This is a genomic window from Agaribacterium haliotis (assembly GCF_002312815.1).
Classification (GTDB): domain Bacteria; phylum Pseudomonadota; class Gammaproteobacteria; order Pseudomonadales; family Cellvibrionaceae; genus Agaribacterium; species Agaribacterium haliotis.
In genome coordinates, this window is the sequence record NZ_NKQJ01000005.1 from 139,916 (window position 1) to 159,429 (window position 19,514).

Consider the following 19,514-nt stretch of genomic DNA (forward strand, 5'->3'; position numbering starts at 1 on the left):
AGCAGCGGTCAGTGGCCCAAATAAGCAAAATAAAAAGCAACAATAAAAGGAACTTCTTGTGGACAGCGACTCTTCGGCAGCAAAAAAGATAAGCGATGAACAGCACGCGGACAGCGTAGTTGATGCGATTGCGGCGACTGCTCTGATTGTGATTTTTGTCAGTGCCTGCATTTTTTGGATAAGCGGGCAATAAGCCTGGAATGCAGGTGCTGGATGCGGGCCTTTGCTGCCGTGCGCTAGAGGTGCAACAGAAAAGGCCTGCCCGAATAATTAGGTATCGTAATCTAAGTTCGGTCGCAGCCAGCGCTCGATTTCACTTATGTCCTGGCCGCGACGCTTGGCCAGGGCCTGCACCTGGTCACGGCCTATTTTGCCGACATTAAAATACTTGCTTTCGGGGTGCGAAAAGTACCAGCCGGAAACAGAGGCCGCGGGAAACATCGCAAAGTGCTCCGTTAAGCTGATGCCGGTAGCCTTATGCGCGTCGAGCAACTCAAAGAGCTTGGCTTTTTCGCTGTGGTCGGGGCAGGCGGGGTAACCCGGCGCCGGCCGAATACCGCTGTAGCGCTCCTTAATCAACGCCTCATTGTCGAGCGCTTCGTCTGCGGCGTAAGCCCAAAACTCCTTGCGCACACGCAAGTGCAGGTGCTCGGCAAAACTCTCGGCGAGGCGGTCGGCCAGCGCTTTGACCATAATGGCGTTGTAGTCATCGCCTGCAGCCTCATACTCGGCGGCGAGCTCCTCGGCACCGATGCCCGCAGTAACAGCAAAGCCGCCGATGTAGTCCGTTTTGCCGCTTTGCTCGGGGGCAACGTAGTCGGCAAGACTGTGCAGTACTGGGTCTGCGCTGTTTTTATCGTTTTGCTGACGCAGGTGATTGAGCTGCGCAAGCGGTGCGCCGGCCTCGTCTTTAACAATAATGTCGTCGTGATCCTGACTGTTTGCCGGCCAGAAACCGAAGACCGCCCGCGCGGTTAGTTTTTTATTTTGAATCAGGTCTTGCAGCAACGCCTGGGCGTCGTCAAATAAATTGCGCGCGGCCTCGCCGACAACCTTGTCTTCAAGAATGGCCGGGTACTTGCCGGCAAGGTCCCAGCTGATAAAAAACGGCGTCCAGTCAATGGTGTCTACTAGTTTCTCTAGCGGGTAGTCATCGAGTACCTGGGTGCCGGTAAAGCTTGGCACGGGCGGCTTGTAGTTGGCCCAATCGATGTCCGGTTTTTTCTGGCAGGCAAGCTCGTAGCTAATATTGGCAGCTTTGGTGTTGCGCCCGGCGCGACGTGCGCGCACGGTCTCATACTCGTCGCGAAGTTTGCGGCGAAACTCGGGCTCGAGCTCGGATGACAGCAAACTGGTGGCAACGCCGACGGCGCGTGACGCGTCGGGCACATAAACCGTTGCGCCGCGCTGATACTGCGGCTCGATTTTAACCGCGGTATGCGCTTTAGAGGTGGTGGCGCCGCCAATCAGTAAAGGCAGGTCGTAGCCGCCTTTTTCCATTTCGCGGGCGATGTGTACCATCTCATCGAGTGACGGCGTGATCAGCCCGCTTAGGCCAATAATATCAACCTGCTCTTTTTTGGCTGTTTCGAGGATTTTTTCCGGCGCCACCATGACACCAAGGTCAACAACCTCGAAGTTATTGCAGCCGAGTACGACACCGACGATATTCTTGCCGATGTCGTGCACGTCGCCTTTTACCGTGGCGAGCAAGATTTTGCCATTGCTTTTATTAGCTTCGCTTTTTTCAGCTTCGATATAGGGCTGCAGATACGCCACGGCCTGTTTCATCACACGCGCAGATTTAACCACCTGAGGCAAAAACATCTTGCCGTCGCCAAATAGTTCACCGACAACATTCATGCCGTCCATCAGCGGCCCTTCAATAACGTCGAGCGGGCGGCTGCTCAGTTGCCGCGCCTCTTCGGTGTCATCTTCGATGTAGTTGGAGATGCCTTTGACCAGCGCGTACTCAAGGCGTTTGCGTACATCTTGTTCGCGCCAGGCGAGATCTTCTTTTTTACTTGCCGAAGCGCTGCCGTCACCGCGATACTTTTCGGCGATATCGAGCAAAGCCTCGGTGGCGCCGTCGCTGCGATTGAGAATCACATCCTCAACACACTCGCGCAGCTCGCTCGGCAACTCGTCGTAGATGGCCAGCTGTCCGGCATTGACGATGCCCATGTTCATACCGGCTTTAATAGCGTGGTAGAGAAATACCGAGTGGATGGCTTCGCGCACTGGGTTGTTGCCGCGAAATGAAAAGCTCACGTTTGACACACCACCGCTGACGCCGGCGTGAGGCAAGTTTTTACGTATCCACGCGGTCGCTTCAATAAAGTCGACAGCGTAGTTGTTGTGCTCGTCAATCCCGGTTGCCACGGCAAAAATATTCGGGTCAAAAATAATGTCGGCGGGGTTAAAGCCAACCTTGTCGACCAGCACACGGTAGCTGCGCTCACAAATTTCTATTTTGCGCGCGGCCGTATCAGCCTGGCCCTGTTCGTCAAAGGCCATGACGATCACGGCCGCGCCATAGCGCAAACACAGCCTGGCTTTTTCGATAAACTCGTCTTCGCCTTCTTTCAGGCTGATCGAGTTGACGATGGGTTTGCCCTGAATGCACTTAAGTCCGGTTTCAATAACATCCCACTTGGACGAATCGATCATGATCGGCAGGCGGCTGATGTCGGGCTCAGAGGCAATCAGCTTTAAAAAGCGATCGATCGCTGCGTGCGCATCGAGCATGCCCTCATCCATATTGATGTCGATAATCTGCGCACCGTCCTCGACCTGAGCCTGGGCAACTTCGAGCGCGGTGCTGTAATCGCCCTCGAGAATCAGGCGCTTAAAGCGTGCTGAGCCGGTGACATTGCAGCGCTCGCCGACATTAACAAACAGCGAGCGCGCATCGATATTCAGTGGCTCGAGACCACTTAGGCGGCAGGCCGGTTCTATCTTGGGCAGGGCGCGCGGTGAGTAATTGGCGACACGTTCGGCAACCGCTTGAATGTGAGCCGGTGTTGTACCACAGCATCCGCCGACGATATTGAGCAGGCCATCTTTGGCAAAGTTCTCAACGATGTCTGCCATTTCCTGTGGGCTCTGATCGTATTCGCCAAATTCATTGGGCAGGCCGGCATTGGGGTGGGCACTGGTGTGGCATTCGGCGACGCGGCTGAGCTCGCGTACATAGGGCGTCAGCTCCTCGGCTCCGAGGGCGCAGTTTAAGCCGATCGACAGCGGTTTGGCGTGGGCGAGGCTGTTGTAAAACGCCTCTGTCGTCTGGCCGCTTAAGGTTCGGCCCGAGGCGTCAGTAATTGTGCCACTGATCATCAGCGGCAGCTCGTAGCCGATCTCGTCAAACACCTTTTGCACAGCAAACACCGCGGCTTTGGCGTTGAGGGTATCGAACACAGTTTCGATCAAAATAAGATCCGAGCCACCTGCGATCAGGCCTTTTGTTGCCTCAACGTAATTGTCTACGAGGGTGTCAAAATCAACGTTGCGCGCACCGGGGTCGTTGACGTCGGGCGAGATCGACGCAGTGCGGCTTGTCGGCCCAAGCACCCCGGCGACAAAGCGTGGTTTGTCTGCGGTGCTGTATTGGTCGGCGAGGTCGCGGGCGAGGCGGGCGCTTATTTCATTGAGCTCAAAAACAATGTGCTCGAGCTCGTAGTCGCTCTGGCTCAAGCGAGTGCCGTTAAAGGTATTGGTCTCGAGAATATCTGCACCGGCTTCTAGATAAGCCTTGTGAATATCTGCCAGTACGTCTGGGCGGGTAAAGGCCAGCAAATCGTTATTGCCTTTTAAATCGACGTGGTGTTCGGCAAAGCGCTCGCCGCGGTAATCCTGCTCTTCGAGCTTATAGCTTTGAATCAGCGTGCCCATGCCTCCATCGAGCAGGAGTATGCGCTCGGTGAGCTGCTCGCGTAATAAAAGGTGGCGCTGTTGTTGTGACTGCATGGCTGACTCTTGTAGGTACTTCTAATTGTGCGCTGCTCGCGCTGGGGCGTGCATTGTACGCAGTTTAAAAAAGATGCAAAGTATAGCGACTTCCCCAGCTACATCAAAATATTTTGATATAGCTTCCGCTATGCACCTGTCGTGCTTTGCTCTACAATACTTGACCGTTTTACTAAGGTATTAAGATCTCTAGGCTATGGTCAACGTCGACATTACTGAATCTGCACAGGAATATTTAAAGGGTTTACTCGACAAGCAGGGTGTTGAAGGTACGGGCATTCGAATGTTTGTTGCAAACCCGGGCACGCCAAAGGCGGAGACCTGTATCGCGTATTGCAAACCCGGCGATGCGCAGGAAGACGACGTCACCATGGAGATGGAGGGTTTTACCGCCTTTTTTGATGGCCCCAGCGTACCGTTTTTGGATGAGGCCAAGGTCGATTACAGCCCGGATAAAATGGGTGGGCAGCTGACGATACGCGCGCCCAACTCCAAGATGCCTAAGCTAACCGAAGACAGCAGCCTTGAAGAGCGTATCAATTACGTACTCTACAACGAAGTTAACCCCGGCCTTGCCGCTCACGGCGGCAATGTTAGCCTGGTTGAATTAACTGAAGATGGCTATGCCGTGCTCAAGTTTGGCGGCGGCTGCCAGGGCTGTTCAGCCGTGGATATGACCCTAAAACAAGGGGTTGAGAAAAGCCTGATCGAACATATACCCGAACTCAAAGGCGTGCGCGACGCCACCGATCACAGCGACAAAAGCCACGCCTATTATTAGTTTGTATCATTCGCTCAGGCGCCTGATGCGGCTGGGTTTAGGCTGGAAACAAAAAAAGGCTCCGTACGGAGCCTTTTTTTGTTAAAGCTAATTAAAACAATAACTTAAGAGCGGTTTGCCAAAACTGGTTTAAGTTTTTCAGCAATGTCTAACAGCGACTTTTCGGTGGTTTCCCAGTCGATGCAGGCATCGGTAACCGATACGCCGTATTCCATTTTGCTGAGGTCGGCATTAATTTTTTGATTGCCGGGGCTGATATTGGATTCGATCATAGCGCCGATAATGCTCTCGTTGCCTTCGAGGATCTGGTTGGCAATATTGTCGAACACCAGCGGCTGTAACTCGTGGTTTTTATTGGAATTGGCGTGGCTGCAGTCAACCATTATGTTGCGCGAGACACCGGCTTTATCGAGCTCTTTCTCAGCAACGGCAACACTGACGGCGTCGTAGTTGGGTTTGCCGCCGCCTCCGCGCAAGACCACGTGGCTGTATTTGTTGCCGGCGGTGTGCACGATGCTGACCTTGCCTTCGCGGTTGATACCGAGAAAACGGTGAGAGCTGCTCACGCTTTGCAAAGCATTGATGGCCACGGTCAGGCTGCCGTCGGTACCATTTTTAAAGCCGATGGGGCTGGACAAGCCCGAAGCCATCTCGCGGTGAGTTTGGCTCTCAGTGGTGCGCGCACCAATGGCCGACCAGGTAACCAGATCTTGCAGGTACTGGGGTGAAATTGGGTCGAGCGCTTCGGTGGCAATGGGCAGGCCAATTTCACTGATATCGTGCATCAACTTGCGGCCGACGTGCAGGCCGTCTTGAATTTTAAAACTGTCGTCGAGGTAGGGGTCGTTAATCAGGCCTTTCCAGCCGACGGTTGTGCGCGGTTTTTCAAAATACACACGCATAATAATATAAAGACTGTCTTTAACTTTGTCCGCTAAGTCCTTGAGGCGCTTAGCATAATCAATGGCTGCTTCTGTATCGTGAATAGAGCAGGGACCGATGACAACCATCAGTCGAGGGTCTTTGCGGTCGAGAATGGCACGAACCGATTCACGGCCTTCGGTGACAACGCGCGCGGCTTTTTCACTGAGCGGGATATCCGCTTGCAGCGCTTCCGGCGTGATCAGCGTTTCGGTAGAAATGATGTTCAGGTCTTGAACATTGGACATTGTAGACACCAGAGCTGCTAGAGCAGCGTATTAAGTTAAAAACGGCCCGCTATTGTACTGAATTAAAAGGGCCAGCCAAGCCCTTGTTACAAAGCTTTAATCCAGGTCAAGACTCGCTTGCGCCAAGTTTTCCAGTTCGGCTAGCTGGCCGAGCAGGGGGAAATACAGTGCACAGCGGGTTTGAGTAAATAACACACTCGAGCGCTGGGCAAAATAGATGCTCAGTGCATGCTTATAGCCTGCAAGCTGTTCTGCGTAGCGGCGTTTTTCTTCATCGATAAACTGCTGCAAGCTTTGCCCGTCCGTGGGCTTAGAGCTTTTGTAGTCGATCAGCCACAACGTATCGGCGTCGATAAAGCAGCGGTCGATCACCACCGAGCGCATATCCGCGCGCGAGCTTAAATAGCTGAGCGGCCATTCGCTGCGCGAAAATGTGCGCGCCTGCATCAACCACTGAAACACGTCTTCATGCTGGCGCTGCGCCAGACAGTGGCGAAAGTGCTCAATAAAACCTCGGCTGTGCTCAACGTCGACACCCTGCTGGCGAAACAGGCTTTGCCAGGCGGCGTCGCTCCCCTTGCTCACTGCGAGGTAGTGGCTTTGGGCCTGATCTGGATTTTCACTAAAGTGCGCCAGCACTCGGTGCAGCACCGTGCCTGCGCGGCTTTCAATACTGTCGAGCTCGCGCCAGCTGCTCATTAAATCAAAATCACTGTTGTCAAAAGCTTGAGCCGCTGGCCGCGCAAAGTGCTGTTCAAACGCAGTGCGCCAATTACCGGACAGCGCCGTTATTTTGCTTGTGCCATCGCTTTCGCAAGCAGGGCCTGCGTTTTCTAACAGAGATATAGAAGGGGAATCCGGGTGCTGGCTTGCGAGCGCCTCGGAACGTGAGCTGGTTAACGACGGGCCGAGTTCAAATTGCGATTGCAGTTGCTGCCAGGCCGGGCCGAGCAGAGAGCCTGCCGGTGGAGCTTGCAGCTTGCCTTGCTCATCGAGCTTAAACTCGCCAGTCAGATAAAGGCGCTTGCGCGCACGTGTGCACGCAACATAAAAAACGCGGTGGTTTTCGTAACTCTGCTTGAGTTTGTGCTGAGCTTTAATAAACGCGCTTAGGCTGTCGTCGTCATCGGCGTCGTAGCGGGCGATCGGGCTTAAAATAAAATCGGAATACCCGGCTTCATTCAGGCGCTCTAGCCAGTACAGCGCCTCGCTGTCTTGCGCACGCGACGCGCGGGCCAGGCCGGGTAAAAACACCGTGTCAAACTCAAGCCCTTTACTTTTGTGCATGGTCATCAGCTGCACCGACGGCCCCGGAGTATTGGCCGCGGCGGCGTAGAGCTCGTCGAGTGCCGACTCAAAACGCGGCCAGTCCTTGATCTGGCCGGCGACTTCGTGCTCGCCAACCAGGGCAAATAATGTCTGCAGGTCGTCGCGTTCGGCCTCGCTGTTTAATAACAGCGGCCCACCGAGCAGATACCACAGGCGCTCAAGGTTGTGCTGAGCTCTGCGCAGGTGGCGCGCAGCCAGCACCGGCTCGAGCTGCTCGAGCAGTTTCGCTAAACGCTCGGCCCCGCCATCGCTGAGTTTTTGCTGGCTGAGTACTTCTCGCAAACGCTCTGTATGCGTAAGTTGTTGCGGGCGCTCGCTTAAGCAGGCGCTTAAATCGCGGTGGTTTAATGCGCAAAACGGCGAGCGCAGCAGTGCGAGCCAGGCGAGGGTATCGGCCGGATCAAAAAGCAGGCGGCACAAAATCAACGCATCTTGAACGTGGCGCTTGCTGCTTAGGCGATCGATGTCGATGGCCTGATAGGCGATGTTGGCGGCCTGCAAAGCGGTAATCAGCTCGCTAAGGTGGGCGCGGCTCTTGGCTAACACGGCGATGCTTTGTTCGGGCGCGCTAAGCTGAAGTTGTTTGATCTGGGCGCAGATAAAGTTTGCCTCAGCGCCGGTGTGCTCGCTGTCTGCGTCGAATGCCCTAAGCTCAACGCAGGCATCGCTGCAGGCACTTTTACTCGTCTGCGATGGAATATAACTAACGGCGCCGAGGTTAATGTCATTTTTGAGCGGAAAGCTCGGTCCAAAACAGTTGTTAACCCAGTTAACGATCAAAGGATCCGAGCGGAAATTGGCGGTCAGATCCAGCGAGTGAAGTGCGATATTATCTAAGCCCTTAGTGCGCATCGTTAAGAAAATACCGACATTGGCGTTGCGAAAGCCATAGCACGACTGCATGCCATCGCCAACTAAAAACAGTGTGCGGCCGTCGTCTGGCTGCCAGGCCTGGGTCAGCGCCTGCAACAACTCAAGCTGCAGCTGGCTGGTATCTTGAAACTCATCGATCAACAAGTGTTGCAGGCGGTAGTCGAGGCGCTGCAACAGATCCATATCGCCGATGTCGCTGTTAAGTGCGCTAACGGCGCCGAGTGCAATCTCGCTGAAGTCGCTTTGGCCGAGCTCACTAAAGCGCAACTTAAGCTCGGCGGCAAGCTCCGGCAGTACCTGCAATAAAGCCAGCAGCACCGGCCACTGCTGCTCACTGTAATAGCCATCGGGCAGGCGCCGCAGTTGATGCATCTGAGCTAGCAAGCCGGGCATGCTGTCGATCTCGGCAAAGACTTGCAGCAGGGCCTGCTTTTTGGCTTTGGCCTGATCTTTTTCGGCTTTAGAGTTGCCCGCCGGGAAACCCAGGTTTTTATCCAGGCGCTTGCGAAATGCCGGTGTCGCGCCTTTGCTTAAGCAGAAATTAGCCAGGTCGCGCCACCACTGGCTGTGTTCGGCGCTGATGGGAAAGGCGCTCACTTGAGCGAGGCGGCGAAGCGGTTCCGGGTCTTTGGCCTCATCGCTGTTCGCTGCAGCATAGGCAAGTAAATCGATCAGCTCGGTTTCATACGGTGCGAGTAACTGGGCTACTTGCTGCTGGGCCTGCTCCACCCACGCCACTAAGACCCGCTGAAAATGGCTTTGCAGTTCGCTGTGATTTTGGCGGGCGTGTACCAGCAGCGGCAACCACTGTTCGCGCACACTCAAAAGGCGACACAGCAATTCAGTTAAACGCTCGAGCTTGCCGCCAAAGTGCACAAGCAGTTGGCTTAGCTCTTTGTGATCGCGCTGCTTAAGCTGGCGCTGCAACCAGCGCTCAACCGCGATGCGATACTCGGTTCCGGGCTGATCGACAATGCCGCTGTTTGCGCCTAAGCCACTGAAAAAGGGCAGCGCGTTACACAGTTGTTTGCACAGACCATCAATGGTCGAAATATTCAGCCTCAGGCTGTTGTTGAGCAGGTCCCAACCACATTCATCGGAGCGTTTCAAGGCGGCGCTGGCGGCATCGAGCAGCGCCTGCTGATAGGGCTCCAGCGCGCTGCCGTCTAACTCGCTGCGCCCGGCGTAATGCCTGGCTTGTTGCAGGGCCTCGACAATGCGCTCGTGCATCTCGCGCGCCGCTTTGCGGGTGAAGGTGATGGCGAGTATCTCTTCGGGCTTTTGTACCTGCGACAGCAGTTTTAAAAAGCGCAAACTTAACAGGCCGGTTTTTCCCGAGCCGGCTGGCGCAGAGACAGCAAAGGACTTGAGTGTATCGACGGCCGCAGCGCGGGCCTGAAGGTCGTTTAATTGAGGCGTGTTCATCGGCGCTCCTCCTCGCGAACGGCCAGCTCGTAATCGCGGTAAAATCGCAGCTGGGATGGGTTTCGCAAGTGATAATCAGCCTTGCCGTGAATGTACTCAGAGGCGGTGCGCTCAACACAGTCTCGCCAGTGCGCAAGTTGTTCGGGCCACGACGAGCAGTGCGGCAAACGCTGTTTGGCAAGGCTCTTTACTCCGCTGATGTCGATATCGCTTTGCTCATCGACGATGCCGTTATAGCTAGACTGCTGCTCTTTGATAGTGATGTAGGCGAGCCCGGCTAGCTTTTTATCGGCCAGACACATACTGTAAAGCGCCAGCTGAAAGTCACTAATGTCTTTTTTTAAGGCGGCGCTTAAGCTGGTTTTTCCAGTTTTGTAGTCGAGTATCAGCGCTTGCCCCTGGACCTCGTCAAGCCGATCTAAGCGCAGTCGCAAGCGGTGGCCCAAAATCATCAGTTCGTAGCAGGCTTCGGTGGCCTCAACACAAAAGGCTTGTTTGCGCTCGAGCTCTGCTTGCAGGAAGTGATCGATGGCGCAGCTCAGGTAATTAACTTCAAAGTGCACAAGTAGCTCGGCGAGTGGCCTTGCCGGGTGCTTTTCAGCGTCCACACTCAACTGCACAAGTTCGTTGAGCTCGTCGCGATAGCTCGCCTGTTGGCGCCAGCTAGCGATGGCGATGTTATCGCTTTTATGTTTGAAAATCTGGGCCAGGGCATTGTGCAGGGCGCTGCCGCGCTGAGCCGGGCTGAAGCCGAGCTCGGCAATTTGCTCGACATCGATGTTTAAGCCATAGCGAAAAAAACTGTACAGCGGGTTGGTCCACTGCAAAGCCAGCAGTGAGCTGCCTCCGGGCAGTGCCGCACCCGGTTTTAGTGGTGGTGCTAAACCGGTGGCAACGCTGTCAAAGCGGCGCAGTGACGCGGCCTGTTGCACCCAGCTATTGATGGGCGAGTGCATGCGCGAGCTCTGGCCTGTTTCATCGCCAATGTCGTTTGCATCGAGTGCGGCATCGCTTACTAGTTCATTAAGCAGTGGGCTCGCTTGCTGGGCATTGCCGTCGATTTGATCAGCATAACTAAAAACTAGCTGTTCACTGCACTGGCGCAGGCCAGATAACAACTCGCGCGCGTAGCTGAGTTCGCGCTCGGCACTGGCGCGCGGCATGTGCATTTGCTTTTGCAGCTCGAGCGGGATAAACGGGTCGGGCGCAACACTTTGTGGCAGCGCGCTATCGCTTACGCCGAGCACACGGCAGTAATCAAACTCAAGGCCGACAGCTTCCATAAGCCCAAGCACACGCACCCGCGGATGTTTAACCTCGATTTGCAGTGGGCTTTGCGCCAGCCAGAGCTTTAGTTGGCTTAAGAATTGGGTAAAACTCAGCGGTATCGCACGAATGGCGTCACATCGCTGCATGGCTTTGAGTTGTTTGAGTAGGGCTTGAAGAATTTGGTAGTCACTGCTGCCGAGTGCGCGTGCGCCAGGCCAGCCGAGCGCACTGAGCTGCTTGAGCATAAGCTCTAGCCACGAACTCAGCGTCTGGCTGTGGCGCTGGCGGGAAAAGTTGGCCATGCAAAGCAACTGGCTTTCGAGCTCGTCGATGCTCTGTCGATAGCGCTGTATCGTTTCGGCTGAGCTGTCTGAATGCAGTTCAGCATGGTCCGGTTTATCGCCAGTGGCCAGTGCCCGAGCGCTGGCTCGGTGCAGTTGTTCAAGTAAGTCGCCAAGCTGACACTCAGGCGTATTGCTTTGGTTAAGCCAGCGCATAAGCACGGCTCTGGCGGCGTTGTATGACTGCCCCCAATATCCCGATTGCAACAGTGTGGCCAGTTGCTGTTTGTCGATGGACCGACTGCCAAGTGAGATCAGTTCAACCATATCTGCGACAAGCTTGTGCTCGCCGAGGGCTGTGCTGGCACTGATGTCAAAAAAGTCTGAGTGTTGATCGACGTCGCTGTGCAGATACGCACTGCAGTTAAAATAGCGATCAAACTCGGTGCTAATTTGCGTTTTACGCGTGTGTAAGTCGGGCACGACAATGGCGATATTTGCCCCCGGGTGCGCTTGTACCCGCTGTTTTGCCCAGCTCGCTGCACGTTCGAGTTCGTCGCCATCGCTTGAGCAGCGTTGCACGACACAGTATTTGTTTAGATCGGGCAGGTTCACCATACGGTATTCGTCAAAGTACGCGTTGAGCAAGGCAACTTGCAGCGGGCTTAGGTCGGCAAAACCGTAGAGCAAGGCAAGTGGGCGCTGCTCGCTTTCAAGCGGGTACTTGGCAAGTAAGTTTGCTGCTTGTTGCTTATCCACGCAGTCGAGATCATCAAGGCGCTGTTGGTACAGCTCACCTAAATGCAGTAACAAGTGGTATTCCTGGTGGCTGGCATAGGCCTCATCGGCGCTGCTGCTCGTCACATCAAGTGCGTAGGTTCTGAGCAGGCGCCATGATTTTTCCAAGGCGGCGGCAAGGCCCGGGCGATTGACAAGCGCGGGCAACTGGCTTTGATGTTGATCGACAAGTGTCGCCCAAATCGCCGAGCTATATTGCGCCGGAATAAGTGTTTGCCGGTAGCGCTCGGGCTGACTTTGCTGAGCGTTTAGCCAAAGTTGTTCCAACCAGCTGTCAAAAGCATGCACCGCAACACTGCTGTGTTGCTGCTTAAGGCACTGTTTATGTTTAAGGAAGCGGGCTTGGCGGTTATTGGCGCAGAGCACAACAAGGCGCTGCGCTGGAATGGCGTTTTGATCAGCATGGTTCTCGACGGATGCCGAGGTTAAAAGCGCTTCAAATTCCTGACTATCTATCCGTTTTATAGAATTGTTTGAAATCACGCAATGCTTCCTTATAAGCAAAACTAGTCGTCTTTTTCGCTATAACAAATTTGAAATGTTAGAGTTTTGTTACTAAAAGGCCTTCGTGGTTAGGATGCACTAACCATGCTTATGCACAACAACCAGAAAAATGACAGTTATATTAAGCCATAACGGTTGACAGGCTAGTTTTGAGCTAAAAAAACCTCTTAACCTATTGTTTTATAAGATAAATATTTCTTAGGTTAAAATTTAACCAGTTTGTGTCAGTGCCGCAACAACTCTGCAATAGAGCGACTTCTCACGCAGCTATCCACCAAGTTATCCACAGAGTCTGTGGAAAAGATATTTTTTTTGTCAAATAACTGTCTTAAAATGCGCGCCCCCACCGACAGAGCCATTGTAACAATGACCCCGGAACGAAAGCAGCGAATTGATGAGGTGTTGCGGCGCCGCCAGCCCGACCTCTGTGTTGTCACCGATAAAATCGTAAAAGATCGCAACTTGGCGGCCATTATACGCACCTGTGACGCTGTCGGCGTGCAGGATGTGCACTGTGTGGTCACCGAAATGGAATACCGCAGCTACCGTGGCACATCGGCCAGTGCCGATAAATTTGTCGATACCCACCACCACCAAAGTGCCGAGCTGGCCTTAAGCAAACTCAAGCAGCAGGGGCACCAGCTGGTTGCCGCGCACTTTAGCGATCGAGCCATAGATTATCGCGACATAGATTTTTGTAAAAAAACGGCGCTGGTTATGGGCACTGAGTTAAGCGGTGTCAGCGACAAAGCCCTGGCGTTGTGTGACAACGAGATTGTTATCCCGATGATGGGCATGGTCGAGTCGTTTAATGTCAGTGTTGCCGCGGCGATTATCCTGTCCGAAGCGCAGCGCCAGCGTCAGCAAGCAGGTTTTTACCAGCACCAGCGCATCGATGACACAGCCTATCAACGCTTGTTTTTCCGCTGGGCCTATCCCAAATTAACAAAATTTTGCGATGAGCGCGGGCTTGCCTATCCACCACTTGATGAAAATATGGATTTAATCCCCGGCACGGCACCGGCGTGATTGTTCGAGCTTCGATTGGGCCTTAAAACCCTGGGTGGGCTTAGAAAAGCTGCAAAACAACCATAAAAAAAGCCCGACAACTCGGGGGAGGGTTGCCGGGCCAGGACCATTAGGAGTGAAACATTAAGGACAAATATCCTCAACAAAGCTACGGGGTCTAAACCGTGTAGCATACGGGGCCCACTTGGGGGAGGTGGAACACCGTTGTCTTAAGTATGGTAAGAGCCAGCGCTTTTGCCAGCGAAGTTCAGCCTCTGGTTAAACCGTTTCTTTATATCGTCTTCGCTCAAACGTCGTTCACGACACATAGCCGCGAATTTGGCCTTGATACAGGGGATCAGGTCTGGATATTGCCTTGATGTATACAGGGCATGGAACGCAGCGAGCTCGGGATCAAAAGGCCTATAGATGACAGCGCGTCAACAGGGCAGCCGCTTGTGGCAGCCGGGCTTTAAGCTCGGCCGATGTGGAAGTGCGCAAAAACCAAGCTTCAAGATTTTCACCTAAGATCTGAAATTTGCGGCAGCTTTCAACAAAGTTCGGTGTAATGGGTTCATAGGGCAAATCGAGATCACTGACACTGAGCTTGGCCAGCTCGTTGAGTTCGGCATTGACGCAGCTGACAAGGTCAAAAACGCGATCTTTTACTTCCAGTTGGCTGCTGTCCCAAAAACCTGCTTCAAGCGCCTGTAACAGTGGGTTGAGAATTGAAATGGCTTCATTGATGCTCGCTTTGGTGTCCATGAATGGCCCTTAAATTATTTATTTTTCCTCAGTATAGCTGTTAAAGCGCAGCAGCCCCTCTTGCGCAGCGCTGGCCACTAAGACTCCGCGGCGGTCGTAAAAACGCGCAGTGGTAAAGCCCCTGGCATTAGCCGCCCACGGGCTGGTGCTGCAGCACAGCAACCAGTCGTTTAAGTCGAAGTCGACGTTGTGCAACCACAGTGCGTGATCAATGCTCGCCGGTGCAAGTTTGTCGGAAAACAGGTTCGAGGGGTGGGGCAAGACGGCGGTTGCCAATAAACCTAGATCCGACACATAGGCAAGGGCGCAGGCTTGTTCTATTGAACTTGTGTGCTCGGGCAGGGCACTGCGCAGCCAAAAACGCGCTTCGGGCGCTTGAACCTGCTCGCTTAAAAACAAATCTCCGCTGGCGCTGACAAATTCAAACGGCATGGTGTTAACCGTGCTTTGCGCAGGTTTTGCGCCGTGCTTTTCTTGCTCTTTTTGCTTTTGTTGCAGCAGTTGCTCAGGGCTTGGGCAGTCACTGAGGTCTATATCCTGCTGGTGGCTAAAACCCTGTTCGTGTTTGTGGAACGATGCGCTCATTGAAAACAATACGTGCTTGTCTTGTTTGGCGAGAATGCGCCGGCTCGAGATGCTTTTGCCGTCTCGCAAGTTCTCGACCTCATAGTCAACTGGCTTTGCGGCCGTACCCGCGCGCAAAAAATAGGCGTGTAAACTGTGGGCGCAGCGGTCGCTGTCGACGGTGTGACACGCGGCGCGCAGTGCTTGCGCTATGACTTGCCCACCAAATAAATGACTGCGAAAGTTCTCGCGCTGAACACAGCTTTGAAAACTTGATGCTGAACGTGCTTCAAGCTTGAGTATGTCGAGCATGCTAGGCGCCACCTGCAGCTCAGCATCGGGGCATTGTTTTGTGTTGGTTTTAGTCTTTGAACTTTGACTATTCATAAGGCGACCTTGCCTGATTGTAATTGTTAAGCTCTTTTGCGCTGCTGCCGATAAACAAAAGAAGACTCCCCACGGTGATGCCCGGGCACGGTTTATGGCTGAGCGATATCGCACAATCTATTTAGTTTTTATTCTAGTTAGTATGCCGCTGCTGTTAAGTGCTTGCACAGCGCACTATACACAACAGCTTTGGCAGCAGGGGCGGGCGAACCTTTTTTTGGCGCCGTCGCACTCGCAAAATAAAAGCCTGGACTGGCGCCTGCACCACTCGGCACGCATTGCTGTTCGATCGGCGCCCGAGCCCGTTGATGCCACTATACAGCGCGCGGCCTTAAGGCTTGAGCGTGAGTTAACGGCAAGTTTGCGCGCTAATTTTAGCCACAGCCGAAGGCTCGAACCCGGGCCTGGCGAGGGTGAGCTCAACCCGCTGTTTGCTGCCTACAATCAGGGTTTTGAGTTTTTGATTGTCAGCGATGTGCTCAAGCTCAACGATCAGCTCTCCAGCTGGACGGAAATGCAAGAGGGCAAACATCAGCACCCGGGGCAAAGCTGGGGCGCAGATGAGTTACTTATCCAGCTCAACCTCTACGAGACCTACAGTGGCAAGCTCTTAGACAGCCGCGTGATCAGGCAAAAATCGTCGCTGTTTAACTCGCTTGATGACAGCGCCGCAGACTTGATAGAGCCGGCGCTCAGAGACTACGTTAGGCAGCTCGGCGGTGCGCGCAGCTCTTAGAGCTCAGACCTTAAACCCAGCACCACAGTGTGCAAAAAAACGTCAAGGCCTAAGCACCGGCTCTAAAACAAGGCCCCTAACAGCAATATTGTTCGCTTAAGTGCAAGCGTCCCGAAACTAGGCGGATGCCGGCTTACTACATATTCGGATAATTCGGGCCGCCGCCGCCTTCGGGCGCCACCCAGCGTATATTCTGAGACGGATCTTTGATATCGCAAGTCTTGCAGTGCACGCAGTTTTGCGCATTGATACGAAATTCTTTTTTGCCGTCGTTTTCTACAAATTCATACACACCGGCGGGGCAGTAGCGCTGCGCCGGTTCATCCCACCTCTCTAAATGCGAGGCGAGCGGTAACTGAGCATTGAGAAGCTGCAAATGACAGGGTTGGTCTTCTTCGTGATTGGTATTGGATAAATACACCGACGACAGTTTGTCGAAGCTCAACTTGCCGTCGGGTTTGGGGTAGGCGGGTGGTTGGCATTCCTGTTTGGGCCTGAGTACACTGTGATCGGCCTGGCGGTTATTTAAGGTCCACGGCAATCTGCCGCGGCACAGGTTCAGATCAACAAAACTGTACACGGCGCCCCAAACGCTGCCCCAGCGCCGAAGTGCCGGGCCAAAGTTGCGCTGCTGGTGAATTTCGCGCCAGGCCCAGCTTTTTTTGTAGTGTTTGGCATAGGGCAAGTTTGTCTGCGTGGTGCTTGGCTTAGACCAAGCTTCGACGATGCAATCGGCCGCCAACATGCCGCTTTTCATCGCGGTATGGCTGCCTTTGATCTTGGCGAAGTTTAAGGTGCCGGCGTCGTCGCCGATCAACAAGCCACCGGGAAAGCTCATTTTCGGTTGGCTTTGCAGGCCGCCTTTACTGATGGCGCGAGCCCCGTAAGCGGTGCGCTCGGCGCCTTCGAGATAGTGGCGGATCTTAGGGTGTAACTTAAAGCGCTGAAATTCATCGTAGGGGCTGACGTAGGGGTTGGTGTAATTTAGGTCAACCACCAAACCTACGGCGACTTGGTTATCTTCCAGGTGATATAAAAAGCCGCCGCCGTGACTACCACTTTCATTCAGTGGCCAGCCTGCGCTGTGTAAAACTAAACCCTGGCGGTGTTTGTCGCTGGCTACTTTCCAGATTTCTTTAATACCGAGCGCATAGTGCTGGGGTTCGCGCCCTTCATCGAGTGCATAGTGCTGAATAAGCTCTTTGCCGAGATGGCCTCGGCAACCTTCAGCAAATATTGTATACGGTGCGTGCAACTCAATGCCCGGTTCAAAGCTGGGTTTTTGATTGCCGTTTTTGTCTAGCCCCATATCGCCGGTGGCAACGCCGTAAACCACATTATCGCCGTTAACCAATACTTCCTGGGCACAAAAACCCGGGAAAATCTCCACACCCAACGCATCGGCTTGCTCGCCGAGCCAGCGGCACAAATTGCCGAGGCTAATAATGTAGTTGCCGTGATTATTCAGCGTAAATGGCGCCAGCATCGACGGCACTTTGTGTGCGCTTTGGCTGCCGGTGAAATAAAACAACTGATCTTCGCTTACCTTGGTATGTAAAGGCGCCTGCATGGATGACCAATCGGGAAAGAGCTCATCCAGGGCGCGGCTTTCAAACACTGCACCCGATAAAATATGCGCACCTATTTCTGAGCCTTTTTCGAGCAAGCAGACAGTGCGCTCGGGCGCCTGTTGTTTCAGGCGAATTGCCGCGCTAAGACCTGCGGGCCCCGCGCCGACAATAATGACATCGTATTCCATGCTCTCGCGCTGCATGTGTTCCCCCTTTGAACATGCACTTTAATTTCAGTATATGTGGCCCGGGAAAAATAGACCAATGCACATGAGGCGCTGTGCCTGTGTGCTGTAAAACACTTCTTGCGCAAGCCGTGCTTTCTAATTGCAATAAAAGCTATACTTGCCAAAAGATAATAAACCGGGTTAAAGGAATGAAAATACTCGTCGCGATTAAGCGTGTTGTTGATTACAACGTAAAAGTTCGCCCCCTCGAAGACGGCAGTGATGTTGATCTTCGCAATTGTAAAATGTCCATCAATCCCTTTTGTGAAATTGCCGTAGAACAGGCAGTTAGGCTCAAAGAGGCGGGCCAGGCTAGCGAAGTGGTGGTGCTTAGCATTGGCGAGAACAAGGCCGTTGAGCAGCTTCGCGCGGCGATGGCCATCGGTGCAGACCGCGCCATTCATGTCGTTTGCGACAGTAAGCTTGAACCTTTGGCCATTGCCAAATGCTTACAGAAGCTTGTTGATGAAGAAAAGCCACAACTGGTTATTCTCGGCAAGCAGAGTATCGATGGCGACAACAATCAAGTTGGGCAAATGCTTGCTGGCCTGTGTGGCATGGGCCAGGGCACTTTCGCATCAAAACTAGAGCTCGGTGACAGCTCGGTAACGGTGACGCGCGAAATTGACGGCGGTCTCGAGACGCTCGAGCTCAAACTGCCTGCGCTGATCACCACCGATCTGCGCTTAAATGAGCCGCGCTTTGCCGCACTGCCAAATATTATGAAAGCCAAGAAAAAACCGCTAAAGAGCCTGACACTCGACGAGCTCGGTGTTGATTGCACAGCGCGCAGCGAATTGCTTGAGGTCATGACACCGCCGACACGCAAGGCCGGAATAAAAGTCGCGAGTGTTGACGAACTTGTCGACAAACTTAAAAACGAGGCGAAGGTGATCTAATGGCTGTGTTAATTATTGCGGAACATAAAAACGACAAGCTCAATGCCAATATTGCCAACGTGGTTCAGGCTGCGAGCCAGCTGAGCGACGAAATCGATGTGCTTGTTGCCGGCAAACAGTGTCAGGCGCTTGCGCAGCAGGCCGCACTTTGGGCAAGCCGCGCCGTGCTGCTGGCCGATGCGGATCACTATGAACATCAACTCGCTGAAGAACTGGCGCCGCTGCTGCAAAGCCTTGCGGCTGATTACAGCCATATTCTCTGCGCTGCCGGTACCTTTGGCAAAAACCTGTTGCCGCGCGCCGCCGCGCTTGCTGATGCGCCATGTTTGAGCGATGTCTGTCAGATTGAAAGTGCTCAGATATTTGTTCGCCCGATCTATGCAGGTAATGCGCTGGCGAAGGTGCGCTGCGCTGAAGCGTGTATATTTATCACGCTGCGCAGCTCGAGTTTTGATGCGGCCCAAGCACAAGACAGCACAGCGCCTATACGCAGTATTGAGGCGAGCCCGGCGCAAAATTTAAGTTCATTTATTGGGCAAGAGCTGGCCGAGAGCGAGCGCCCAGAGCTTGCTGCCGCACGTGTGGTGGTTTCCGGGGGGCGAGGCATGGGCAGTGCTGAAAATTTTGCGCTCAGCTATGAACTTGCCGACCAGCTCAACGGCGCGGTCGGTGCCTCGCGCGCTGCAGTGGATGCAGGTTTTGCCGCCAACGATATGCAAGTAGGTCAGACGGGCAAGATCGTTGCTCCCGAACTGTATATTGCGGTGGGTATATCCGGTGCTATTCAGCATTTAGCGGGCATGAAAGACAGCAAGGTGATCGTGGCCATTAATAAAGATGAAGACGCGCCTATTTTCCAGGTTGCCGACTACGGCCTGGTGGCGGATTTATTTGATGCAGTGCCCGAGTTAATTGAAGCGCTCAAAAAATAGCCAGATCTTCGTGGCCTTAATAACAGTAAC

13 protein-coding genes are annotated in these 19,514 nt (G+C 53.8%); 6 read left to right on the forward strand and 7 right to left on the reverse strand.

Features of this window, described 5'->3' with window-relative positions:
* Positions 1-58 precede the first annotated feature (58 nt).
* Complete coding sequence (locus CFK45_RS18790) at positions 59-193, forward strand: hypothetical protein (protein WP_275655688.1); 135 nt, start codon at positions 59-61, stop codon at positions 191-193.
* Between the two features lie 77 nt (positions 194-270).
* On the opposite strand, the gene metH is transcribed toward CFK45_RS18790, so the two are convergent.
* Entirely contained in the window at positions 271-3,966 is a 3,696-nt protein-coding gene (gene metH, locus CFK45_RS07745) for a methionine synthase (protein WP_096085868.1), read from the reverse strand.
* A gap of 196 nt (positions 3,967-4,162) precedes the next feature.
* Here metH and nfuA point away from each other — a divergent pair, with 196 nt between their 5' ends.
* Positions 4,163-4,747, forward strand: coding sequence for a Fe-S biogenesis protein NfuA (nfuA, locus tag CFK45_RS07750; RefSeq protein WP_096085869.1), 585 nt, complete (start codon positions 4,163-4,165; stop codon positions 4,745-4,747).
* 104 nt (positions 4,748-4,851) lie between these two features.
* Here the strand turns inward: nfuA and CFK45_RS07755 are convergent, their stop codons facing one another.
* The 3 genes from CFK45_RS07755 to CFK45_RS07765 all read right to left on the reverse strand — a co-directional run bounded on the left by CFK45_RS07755 (position 4,852) and on the right by CFK45_RS07765 (position 12,374).
* Positions 4,852-5,916, reverse strand: coding sequence for a 3-deoxy-7-phosphoheptulonate synthase (locus CFK45_RS07755; protein ID WP_096085870.1), 1,065 nt, complete (start codon positions 5,914-5,916; stop codon positions 4,852-4,854).
* A gap of 96 nt (positions 5,917-6,012) precedes the next feature.
* Entirely contained in the window at positions 6,013-9,543 is a 3,531-nt protein-coding gene (locus CFK45_RS07760; RefSeq protein WP_096085871.1) for a UvrD-helicase domain-containing protein, read from the reverse strand.
* Positions 9,540-12,374 carry a PD-(D/E)XK nuclease family protein gene (locus tag CFK45_RS07765; protein ID WP_158224634.1) on the reverse strand — a complete coding sequence of 945 codons (2,835 nt, stop codon included), beginning with the start codon at positions 12,372-12,374 and terminating at the stop codon, positions 9,540-9,542. The genes CFK45_RS07760 and CFK45_RS07765 overlap by 4 nt, the downstream gene beginning before the upstream one ends.
* A gap of 387 nt (positions 12,375-12,761) precedes the next feature.
* On the opposite strand from CFK45_RS07765, the gene trmH reads away from it, so the two are divergent.
* Complete coding sequence (gene trmH / locus CFK45_RS07770) at positions 12,762-13,424, forward strand: tRNA (guanosine(18)-2'-O)-methyltransferase TrmH (RefSeq protein ID WP_096085966.1); 663 nt, start codon at positions 12,762-12,764, stop codon at positions 13,422-13,424.
* Between the two features lie 402 nt (positions 13,425-13,826).
* Here the strand turns inward: trmH and CFK45_RS07775 are convergent, their stop codons facing one another.
* Complete coding sequence (locus CFK45_RS07775; protein ID WP_096085873.1) at positions 13,827-14,168, reverse strand: hypothetical protein; 342 nt, start codon at positions 14,166-14,168, stop codon at positions 13,827-13,829.
* Between the two features lie 18 nt (positions 14,169-14,186).
* Positions 14,187-15,119 carry an acyl-CoA thioesterase gene (locus tag CFK45_RS07780; RefSeq protein ID WP_096085874.1) on the reverse strand — a complete coding sequence of 311 codons (933 nt, stop codon included), beginning with the start codon at positions 15,117-15,119 and terminating at the stop codon, positions 14,187-14,189.
* A 94-nt stretch (positions 15,120-15,213) separates the two neighbouring features.
* Between CFK45_RS07780 and CFK45_RS07785 the strand changes: the two genes are divergently transcribed.
* Positions 15,214-15,855: a DUF4823 domain-containing protein gene (locus tag CFK45_RS07785; protein ID WP_096085875.1), complete on the forward strand. Its 642-nt coding sequence runs from the start codon at positions 15,214-15,216 to the stop codon at positions 15,853-15,855.
* Positions 15,856-15,991: 136 nt separating this feature from the next.
* On the opposite strand, the gene CFK45_RS07790 is transcribed toward CFK45_RS07785, so the two are convergent.
* Positions 15,992-17,629 carry an electron transfer flavoprotein-ubiquinone oxidoreductase gene (locus CFK45_RS07790; protein WP_096085876.1) on the reverse strand — a complete coding sequence of 546 codons (1,638 nt, stop codon included), beginning with the start codon at positions 17,627-17,629 and terminating at the stop codon, positions 15,992-15,994.
* 173 nt (positions 17,630-17,802) lie between these two features.
* Here CFK45_RS07790 and CFK45_RS07795 point away from each other — a divergent pair, with 173 nt between their 5' ends.
* A complete protein-coding gene (locus CFK45_RS07795) occupies positions 17,803-18,552 on the forward strand; it encodes an electron transfer flavoprotein subunit beta/FixA family protein (RefSeq protein ID WP_096085877.1) in 750 nt (249 codons plus the stop codon).
* Entirely contained in the window at positions 18,552-19,484 is a 933-nt protein-coding gene (locus CFK45_RS07800; protein ID WP_096085878.1) for an electron transfer flavoprotein subunit alpha/FixB family protein, read from the forward strand. Before CFK45_RS07795 ends, CFK45_RS07800 begins: the two co-directional genes overlap by 1 nt.
* The last annotated feature ends 30 nt before the right edge of the window (positions 19,485-19,514 follow it).